This window comes from Aporhodopirellula rubra, from assembly GCF_014192335.1.
Lineage (GTDB): Bacteria > Planctomycetota > Planctomycetia > Pirellulales > Pirellulaceae > Rhodopirellula > Rhodopirellula rubra.
On the sequence record NZ_JACHXU010000023.1, the window covers coordinates 129,791 to 139,922 of the forward strand.

Consider the following 10,132-nt stretch of genomic DNA (forward strand, 5'->3'; position numbering starts at 1 on the left):
TCAATCCTCCCTCGAAACGACGCAGGGTGCGGGCAGGAATGTCTGATCACCGCGATCGCCGTTTTGATCGTCATCACGTTGCAACACGGCCGCCGACGTCACACCGGGTTCGCTATCGAGCTCGAGAGGCAATGCCAGTGTGAAGCAGGCACCATGACCACTCTCATTGTTTTTGATTCGCAACTCACCCTGGAGTTCTTTCGCGGTGAGATCGCAGGAGTGCAATCCGAAGCCATGCCCATCGCTCTTGGTGGTAAAACCAAATTCCATCAGTTTGGGCAGGACGTCCGGTGCGATTCCGGGACCATTATCGACAACCGAAAACTCAACCTGATCGCCACTCACTCGTGTGGAAAGCCTTACCCGCCTCGGTCGATCATTCACTTCCCGAACCGCATCCTGCGCGTTGGCGACAAAATTGATCAAGATCTGCAGCACCTTGTTGCGATCCGTCTCAATCGTCACAGTGGAATCGAGATCACGCTCGAGAGTGATGTCAAACTCAGCGTGTCGTCCAAGGTTTACGAGCGCGGCCTGTTCCATCAACTCCGACGCGAACTCACGCGTTGCGATGATCGAAGAACAGGCTTCATCTTGCTGCGCACGAATAATCTGGTTGATGTGACCGACATGGCTACCGAGATGCAGATTCTCTTCGATAAGCCTTTCTCGCTCGCTACGCAGCGTCGACTCGATCTGCGTCAGAAATTCTGGAAGATGCTTGCCTTGACGGTGGTGTGCAAAAAAGCCGGGTAGATCTTCACGATGTTCGTTCATCACACCAATCGCTCGCGAAAGCGTTGGAACCGCACTGTCGTCTAACATCGCAGCGATCAAATTCGATGAGGTGCTCACTCCATTGATCGAATTGCCGACGTCATGAAGCACACCGGTCGCGACTTCCGCCATTCCGGCCTTATGGGATGCCTTCACGAGTTGACGATTAGTCTCAGCGAGTTCTTTTTCAAACTCAAATCGAGCTGTTTCATCACGCGCCACAACGATGTATCCGTCACCGCCCTCGACCACCCCGATCGACATCCGGCACGGGAAGAGGGATCCGTCGTCTCGCCGACACCGCACCGCAATGCCGTCTTCGCTGTCGCTCGCGTTTTTTCGCGACCGAACGCCCGCCTCAATCACGCCGGCGAAAGACATATCTTCGATAAGATCGCCGAAGCGCACTCCGACCAACTCCGCGTTACCTCCGGATGCCGCCAGCGGCGAGAACATCCAATTCGCCGCATCGTTCGCGACGGATACCCGCCCGCCGGAGTCCACCGACACGATCGCGTCCGTTGCGTTCTCCAAAATGGAACGTGTGCGAGACTCGCTGTCGTGCAAGTCTTCTGTCATTTGCTTCGCGTATTTGATCGCGGCTGAGCGTTGACGACCGATCGACGAAACGACCAGGAACAGCAGAACATCGATCACCAAACCTGAGATCGCGACCATTGGACGAATCGTATCGTCGGTCGCGGAAAAGAACCCCTCCTTCGCCGTGACATCAATCTCCCAATCACGCCCCGACATTGGCATGACATGACTCTGGAAGAATCCGACGCTCTTGCCGCGTGGAGGCTGGCCCGCCGCTTCACAGCTCTCGTAAAGCAACTCAATCTCTGAATCATTACCCGTGTCATAAATTCGGTACGCGATGTCATTTGTCACATCTCCCAAAATCCCTCGCATCAAATCATTCATTCGAAACGCGGCATACACCCAACCTTTCAACGCAGCCTTGCGTGACCGTTCGTCCGAGACATTCGCACCACGTTCGTAAAGCGGCAGGTAGCACAGCACACCAAACTGGAAATCATCTCCGGTTTCTTGGACCAACGTGATTTTGCCCGATATCGCAGGCTTGCCCGTTCGCGCGGCACGATCCATCGCCTCGCGTCGGACCGACTCCGAATACATGTCGTATCCGAACGCCAATTGGTTCCGTTGATCAAACGGCTCGATGTAGATGATCGCCGTATAGTTATCGCGATCCCCTTCCGGATAGATTCGATACTCCGGAAAACCTTCTCTACGCACGTTATTGGTGAGCTCGTCCCGTTCTTCCTTCGGGACTACGAGCGAAAGCCCGATCGCTTGAATCCCGGGAAAGTACTCTCGGATCTCAGTCATTTTGACATAGTCACGCCACTCGTCTCGGGAGACATAGTTACTCGCATTCCAAAACGCGACACCGTCTCGCAAAACCTGCTCGTACTCGAGCATCCGCTCTTCGATGCTGTACTTCACTTCCTCGATCCGGTACCCGAACCGATCCTGGTTCCGCTGTTCAATGTGTCGATCCGCCTGATGCCAGACAAACACCGTCAAGATCAGCGACAAACAGAAGATCGCCAACGCCATCGCGCGACCGCGCAGCCACTCACTGATCCGCTCTCGCCCCGTACCCAAATCGGGTTCACATTGCGACAACATCAGCTGTGTATCAATATTTCGCTTCTCACGTTTCCCTAACACGTCACTGCCTCTTCTCGGCGGACGACAGACTGTTCGACCAAAGTTTTCAGCTGCTCAATCGTCTGTTGAATCGCTTCCAATTCACGCTGATGATCGCGATGCTCGTTCGTCAGTTTCCGAGCCAAATCATTGAGCATGCTTGGAAAATGTTTCCCACGGCTGTCTTTGGTCAGGTAATCCGCGAGATCGTCCTTTCGATTCGTGACGTTCTGAGAGAGACTCGCCAGACTCGACACGCGGCTCGACCCCGAACGATCGTGCAGCAAGGTCACCGAAATGCTGATTCGATTCAGCAGCTCATGAATCGCGTGCTCTGCATCCTCACTCGCGATCAAACGGTTGGCATACCGAGGATCCGCCGCATCAAAAACACCATCGCTTTGACGCGCCAATGACGGGGCACCCGATTCCGATCCATACAAATACGCTTCGTCACGATCGAGACTCCCCCCACTGTCATTGGACAATGATGCGTGTTCACTCGTGCTGCCGTGATTCGTACGTCGACCCCATCGATAACTAATGACGCAGAGGAACCCAGTCACAATCGCGAGCCAATTGATATGCTCGAGCCACTGATACTGGATAACGACCCGATCACCGTACAACGAATGCGGACAGAACTTGCTTCGTATCACGTAGTCCAATGCCGCGACGCTGGCGGCCGTGATCAGGACGCGGTAGTCGCGATAGAGCGTTAAGAGAAACAGTGAAACGATGATACATAAGTGCGATACCGGCACGCCTTCGCAAAGATAGATAATAACGCCTGCCCAAATCACCTGCGCGACGGCAAAGGCATAGCGCACTATCAAATGGCCCGCATACTGCGCCGCCAAGAGAGTCGGCGCAATGCAAAAAAGACTACCAATTGCTGCCGTCGACCAGACATGCAGCCCCGGTTTATCTATATCACTGTTTAATTTGGTCGGAGATACCGACGAAGCGGCGACCGAAATCGTAATCAATTGAACGACCGTGATTAAGCAAAACACCCAATCTGTTTTTGCATAACGGTCATCACAAGATGTCACGTTTCGCGAGTTCGCTTCGCCCGATGACGGATGGTCATCTGAATCAGGATCTGCATCCGGCGAAATCGAGAGATTTCGCGCTGGACGCGGATGTACGAAAGTTGCCCCAATCATGATTTGCCCCAAATCAAGCTCGTGCTTCCAAGCAACGGTTGCTCGGTCTGGAAAACACTACAACGCTACTTTTGAGCACGTGTGACAAAAAGCCACCACTAGGGGACATCCCTCATTTTCTCTCCAGCTTTCGTGATCCGCATGCCACCTAAATGGGCCGTGATTCGCACATTTGACAACACCTGCCACCCCAACCGGACCAACACAGACGCGCACCGTCGTCGTCTTGACAACGGTATCCTGCCTTAAATGCACAGCCGGAACTTTCGAATAAAGACGCTGCCGTTCACTGCAGCCGGAGACCAACACTCAGTGCGTCCGTCGCTTGGCCCCCAGCTATCTCAATTCAGATACGGCTCTGAAATTCGCTGAAACACAGTGGCGCAAACCTGAAATACAGTGCGGCAAACACAAAATCCGAGGCGGTGAGCTCGCTGAAGCCGTTCAACGATCACCTTGGTGCAAAACAATCGCGAACCTTATTGATGTGATGACTCGCCGAGCCAGAGTTCGAACGATTCGGCCCTCGCGGGTCCCACCGCTCTTTCGCTGTAGGGGATGACTCCCACTCCTTCACCCCCGTTATCACCGGGATAACTCCGGTAGGCGTCCGTCCACAGCACCGCAGACTTCCCTTCCGGTCCGACACGGTACCCCAGCGGCTCGCTAGAGGCCAACGTCCAGATATCCGGCGTCGCGCCGACCAAAGTCAATTGGTCAAGCGACGCCGGAAAACGACGTTCAGCATGATAGAACCGGCGCAGCAAAATCGCCGTCAGCGTCCAACGCCGAGCGTCATAATTTGCGAACAGAGAAACACGTTGCCAGCCAGGAGTCACTGGAAAACTGCGCTGGATTGCGTTGTTCAGCGTTGCCCATGGCACAGACACCCAACTGCGATGACGATCGATGATCGCCTCGTCCGAAATCGCCGTTTCTGTCTTCGCCGGCAATTTCGCAATTCGATCGTATCTCGCATCCTTCGGCGCCGACTGCAACCATTCCAGTTCCGCTAACGCGTGGAAGGGTGATAGACCGAACGGACACAGTTCGCCAACGGAAATTTCAGGAGAGTCGAGCGGTCGCGATGCAACGAAAGCCGCCGTTTCAAATTCACTCGCCTCTTCCAAATGACGCTGGAAGACGCGGTCTGGAACAATCAACCGCGTCAACTCCACCAACTGCTCGTCGCTCCAAAACTCGATCGCGACCGATTCACGCATGATACGCTCCAGTGTTTGCGACCAACGCGAGTGCCAATATTGCGAATTCCCTGCCTCCCAGTCAAACCTTCGCCCAACCTCCGTGCACTTGCTCAAACATTCGATCGCTTGTTCCGCGTCACCCGCATGAACTGCGATTCGGAACTGATTAATCAACAACTCCGCAACGGAGTCCACTTGCCACAGGGACGATTGCCTAAAGTAGTAGGCTCGGCGCAACATCGGTTGCCACACCTTCTCATCAACTCGCAGCAGTTCGTCCAGCTTTGCGAGCACCGGCTCGGCGTGCTCGTGAATCGCCAACGCGAACGGTTCGGCAGCCCATGGCTCGCCCGGCGGCACAAGTTCCTCAATGCCTTTAACGTGATCTCGTTCCATCTCGCCAATGATCGAAGCTGCATTCAACACCTCCGACCACGCAGCGGCATGCTGCTTGGACGTGTTCTGATCGATTGCTTGCAAGATCGCTAAACCTGACGTCGGAATGCCTTCGCTGGCAAATTCGGCAACGTGAAGATGAAACCGTTGCTCCGCCGCACGTTCGCGAACCATCCCCCACGCGAGAACAACGACGACGAGCAGCGGCGGGCCGGCAATCAAAATCCGATAGAGCGTTTCGTTCGTTCGCAACTTCATTTCGAATTCTCCTGACGCGGAACCGTGGCAACGGAAGTGGACTCGCGGTGCACACTCATCGCACGTGCCGTTTCTTCCCACGGCGCGAACCACTGAGTCCCCGGGTAAGAACAATTTTGAAAGGTCGCAAACACGCATTCAGGCCCGATCGCCATGCGATTGCGTTCACCGTACGGACCAACCTCAAACTCGCCGCCCGTTGAATTCAGCAGCCGGTGCAATCCGCGGAGTTCTGCGTCTACCGGTTCGCCTTTGCGTCCGGCTTCGATTAATGCGAGACACCGCTCCACGACCGCCCCCATTCCCTGCTGCAAGATCGAGCTGCGCCATCCGATCGGAACCCGTTCGAACCAATAGTCGTTGGCACTCACGCCCGCGATCATCGCTCCGCTGGGACGCCCCTGACTCAGCTCACGATCACGCAGCCAACTGACCAGCAACGCTCGCCGCCGAGCATCTTGGCGGCCTTCGAAATCCCGAACCACCTCGATCGCATCCTGCATGAACGGCTCTTCCCGCAACCCTGCGACACTCTCGTCCGCGAGAGTTTGTGTGAGCCAAATTTCGAGAACGTCAGCGCACTCTTGATCCACCCAACGCGTGCTCAGCCGCAACCCTTGGGCCGCGTGCGTTATCCGTTCGACAAAACGCCTGAACTGATCCTTCGCGTTTTTATCCTCCGGGTTCTGCTCCCATTGCAACTTCAGCAACGTCGCCACTTGCAACGCGTTTTGTAAGACATACTCATCCGCCCTCAGAGGCACTTCGCGATCGTCACCGATGATCACCCAACTATCCGGCGAATACAGATCACGCTGCCGCAACCGGTCCACCGCAACCTTGCCATCGAGATCTTCGAAAAACAACTGATCATTGTCATACAGTTGAAAGTTGCTTTGACGCATCGCGACTGATTGCAACGATGACCGCCGCATGTGCCCACGAGCTTCGGCGTCGAGGACCGCGAATCGTTCACTCGACATGGACGGAAACTTCAAACGATCAATCGCTACTGGAATCACCGGCAACGCCACAAACACGAACAGCGCGACGACCGTGATCGTCCAATACATCCACCCCCGCCGCCCGTCCATGAACGCCCCCATCGTCCACAACGTCGAAACAAACGGGATCGCGACGCACGCAATCAACCACCCCAGCGAAACGCCGTAACTCATCCCCGCACTAATCAAAAAGAACAATCCCAACACCGACAGCACCGGTGCGAGAAACGCGGACGCGGCCAACATCGGAACCACTTGACTCGTCCACTGCGAAACGCCGTAGATCAACGCAAACACAGACACCACGGTCAGCAACGACATCTCCGGAAACACCACACCGTCCATTCGCCCCAAATCCTCAGGCGAACCGAGGAAGATCTGCCACGCGAAGATCAACAGCGCAGCCGAGCAGAGGACACTGACACCAAACCCAAGACGTCCCAGCCAAACACGTGCGGGCGATACACCACGATCCGCCAAAAACTTCAATCGCGTCGCGGCACCGTCACCCGTAAACGCAAACACACCCAACCAAGAAATCGCCAACAATCCGGAACCTAACAAAACCCCGACCACGTTCCCGCTTAACCCGTTCACGCCATCCCTTGAATTCGTCGCCACCAACCACGCTATCGCCCCCATCGCCAGCATCGATACCAAACCGATTGAACTCCAACGTGAGGTATGGATCGACTGCCACGCCAATACAGCAACATCGTTTGAGAACGGTCGTTTCACCATGTTCGACGGTGGCGGCGGACGCCAGGCATCGATCCCCGATTGCAAACGATCATCGGAAAGAATGTCCGCGTCCCGGGGACTCAACGCACGCTGGCCGGCACGCACCGCAAACCATCCCATGATCGGAATCGCAATCGTCGTGATCGTCCCCATTCGCCACATTTTCTGCGTCGCATCCACGTACTGCCCCATGCCCGGGCCCGACCACGCAAGCGAAATTTCGCAGACGACGAAAGGCAAGATCGCGAGCGGCAAGATCCACAACAGAGCCGGAAACGCGTTTCGGTTCCTCCACGCGGTATAAAAACCACAGAACAAAACATAAACCGAATGTGCGATCCAAACCGGCACCGGAAACTGCGCCAGTCCGTCTCCTCCGCCCGCAGAAATCGTCCGCTCCAACCCTGTCACCACCGACAAAATCACACACCCGATCCACATCAAGACCAACCCGCCAAAGCCAACCGCCAATTTGGTCGCGACAACCGAGTTAGCCGGCACGGGTAACGACGCGAGCCAATTCCAGGTGCCTGATTCCTTCTCGTGGCTCACCAGAATCGCACCCGCTCCCGCCGCATAGAGTGCCGGCATGATCAAAGGAACAATACTGCCGACGGCGCGTAACGAAATGTTGAGCTGCCTCGATGTGAAAGACCAAATCAAAAACAGCACTGCCGAGACGGCTAACAGCATCATGACCAGAGGTACAATTTGCCGCGTCTCCTTCCATACCAGCCCTCGCCAAACCGCATGCGTGTTCATCGCGATTCTCCCGATGCAATCACGGCGTCACCACTGCTACCGCCATTCGGTTCACCTCCGTCCGCGAGATCAAACATCGGGCCCGGTGGCGACGAACGATCGCCAAAACCTCGCCTCGTGTGGGCAATAAAAATCTCCTCCAACGTCATCGAACGCATTCGCACCGCGACCACCCCAGGCGCCTCCTCGATCGCACTAATCATCGACGGCTCAAAATTGCGAACGATGACCTGACGCTGCCGTCCCCGGTGCTCCTCCAACATCGCGACCGCAGGAACCGGCAACTCCGGCAACGTGACCAACGAATCGTCCATCGAAATAGTCAGCTCTGTCATCGAGCCTTTCAAATCGTTCAACGATTCGCACGCCTGCATCGCTCCGTTGTGCAGAATCCCGATCGTGTCCGCAACACGTTCGACTTCACTGATTTGATGACTCGACAGAAAGACGGTCCTCCCCGATGCGGCACGCCCGATCATGCTCTCCAAAAATTCACGTCGCACCATCGGATCGAGCCCCGAGGTCGGCTCGTCGAGAATCAGCAACTCAGGATCATGTGCCAACGCTAGCGACAACGCCACCTTTGCACGCTGACCTTTACTGAGCACGCGTATCTTCCGATCCTCGGGAATCTCGTAGCGAAGAATCGACTCACGATAGTTTTGCAGAAAACCATCGGGATAAAACGATGCCGTGAACCAACCGATTTGCCCGACACTCATCCAGTCGTAGAGCGTCGGATTGTCGGACACATAACCCACACGCCGGCGAACCTCCAACGGCTGCGTCAACGGATTGAACTCGCAGACGCGTGCGGATCCCGATGTCGGTTTCTGAAACCCCGTCAGAATGCGAATCAGCGTTGTCTTACCGGCCCCGTTTTCACCTAACAATGCAAACACAGTTCCCGGACGCACATTCAGGTTTAACCCCATCAACGCGTCGCAACCGCGAAAACGCATGGTCAATTGATCGGTGGAGATCACTGCGTTCATCATGACGATCCCTTTTTAGTGGAATGGATTGGCCAGGTTATTGAATTGGTTTGATTCATCCGCGATTCGTCGCGTTCTCGTTCGGGCCGTCACAATCCTTGGCCCCGTTCATGGCGATCACTGCAATTCAGAAATCGCTTCGATCGTTCCCTCGAGTGCCCGCAATTGCTCGTCAACCAACTTGCGAACTTCCTTCGAAGACAGACCGGCCTGAAGAGCCTCGGTCAAGACAGCAGACAAACGGTCCGCCAAGATCAGACGACGCTGCTTGCGACACCGCTCCACAGCGCCCTTGCAAACCGCAACGCCGCGACCGCGAAGTGTCTCGATCACGCCTTCCGATTGCAGTTCCTGAAACGCGCGAGCGACCGTGTTCGGATTCACCGCTAACTGCTGGCTAAGCTGCCGCACACTGGGCAGCAACTGCCCCGGACGCAGCGTCTGCTCCGCCACAGCAAATTTGACTTGCCGAACGATCTGAGAATAAATCGCGACCCCGTTGGACGGGTCCACTGTAAAAAACATGTTCGCACCGATGTCCTGAGCTGGCTTACTGGTGTACCAGCACCACAGTACAGCGGAACGCGAAGCAGTTCAAGCAGTAAAAAATAAAAATTCGAGCCACCACTCGAACTGCCCACGCAAGCAACCAAGCCACCAACCCCAAACATCCCCCGCTTCCACCAACCCACGCCAACCACCAAACACCCTCGTAGCTAACCGAGGCCCTCGGTCAGCTCCTCACCATCACGGCCTGAGAGCCTCAGCCCGCCACAATTCAATCAAACACCAAACCCCACACGCCCCATCACCAACCCCACCAACCCAAACATCACCAAACACCCTCGTAGCTAACCGAGGCCCTCGGTCAGCCCCACACACCAACACACCCTGAGAGCCTCAGTCCGCCACAATTCAATCAAACACCAAACCCCGCTCGCCCCATCACCAACCCCACCAGCCCACATCATCCACCAAACACCCTCGTAGCTAACCAATAAGGATTTGACTTCGCGTGGATGCGACGGTTGAGTCACCTTCTCTTTCATGTTGCTTCGTTCGTCGCGGTTCAAAACGCTTCGCCTAGCCGAAGCTCAAGTCCTCTGTTCAAGATGCCCGGGGCTGAATGGCGAGGCGTTGATTGA

6 protein-coding genes are annotated in these 10,132 nt (G+C 55.6%); all 6 read right to left on the reverse strand.

Annotated elements, in window-relative coordinates; genetic code table 11:
• Complete coding sequence (locus FHS27_RS24655; protein ID WP_246420825.1) at positions 1-2,436, reverse strand: sensor histidine kinase; 2,436 nt, start codon at positions 2,434-2,436, stop codon at positions 1-3.
• A gap of 35 nt (positions 2,437-2,471) precedes the next feature.
• Complete coding sequence (locus FHS27_RS24660) at positions 2,472-3,446, reverse strand: sensory transduction histidine kinase (protein ID WP_246420827.1); 975 nt, start codon at positions 3,444-3,446, stop codon at positions 2,472-2,474.
• A 659-nt stretch (positions 3,447-4,105) separates the two neighbouring features.
• Complete coding sequence (locus FHS27_RS24665) at positions 4,106-5,485, reverse strand: hypothetical protein (protein ID WP_184308060.1); 1,380 nt, start codon at positions 5,483-5,485, stop codon at positions 4,106-4,108.
• The gene (locus FHS27_RS24670) at positions 5,482-7,992 is read right to left on the reverse strand and encodes an ABC-2 transporter permease (protein WP_184308061.1); all 2,511 of its coding nucleotides are present in this window, start codon (positions 7,990-7,992) and stop codon (positions 5,482-5,484) included. Before FHS27_RS24670 ends, FHS27_RS24665 begins: the two co-directional genes overlap by 4 nt.
• Positions 7,989-8,990 carry an ABC transporter ATP-binding protein gene (locus FHS27_RS24675; protein ID WP_246420829.1) on the reverse strand — a complete coding sequence of 334 codons (1,002 nt, stop codon included), beginning with the start codon at positions 8,988-8,990 and terminating at the stop codon, positions 7,989-7,991. Before FHS27_RS24675 ends, FHS27_RS24670 begins: the two co-directional genes overlap by 4 nt.
• A 114-nt stretch (positions 8,991-9,104) precedes the next feature.
• Positions 9,105-9,512 (reverse strand): GntR family transcriptional regulator, encoded by a 408-nt coding sequence (locus tag FHS27_RS24680; RefSeq protein ID WP_184308062.1) that lies wholly within the window; start codon positions 9,510-9,512, stop codon positions 9,105-9,107.
• Positions 9,513-10,132 lie beyond the last annotated feature (620 nt).

Excerpts from the sequence above, each read along its gene's own strand:
- FHS27_RS24680 (WP_184308062.1), bottom strand. The coding sequence starts at position 9,512 with ATGTTTTTTACAGTGGACCCGTCCAACGGGGTCGCGATTTATTCTCAG.
- FHS27_RS24655 (WP_246420825.1), bottom strand. The coding sequence starts at position 2,436 with ATGTTGTCGCAATGTGAACCCGATTTGGGTACGGGGCGAGAGCGGATC.
- FHS27_RS24675 (WP_246420829.1), bottom strand. The coding sequence starts at position 8,990 with ATGATGAACGCAGTGATCTCCACCGATCAATTGACCATGCGTTTTCGC.
- FHS27_RS24670 (WP_184308061.1), bottom strand. The coding sequence starts at position 7,992 with ATGAACACGCATGCGGTTTGGCGAGGGCTGGTATGGAAGGAGACGCGG.
- FHS27_RS24665 (WP_184308060.1), bottom strand. The coding sequence starts at position 5,485 with ATGAAGTTGCGAACGAACGAAACGCTCTATCGGATTTTGATTGCCGGC.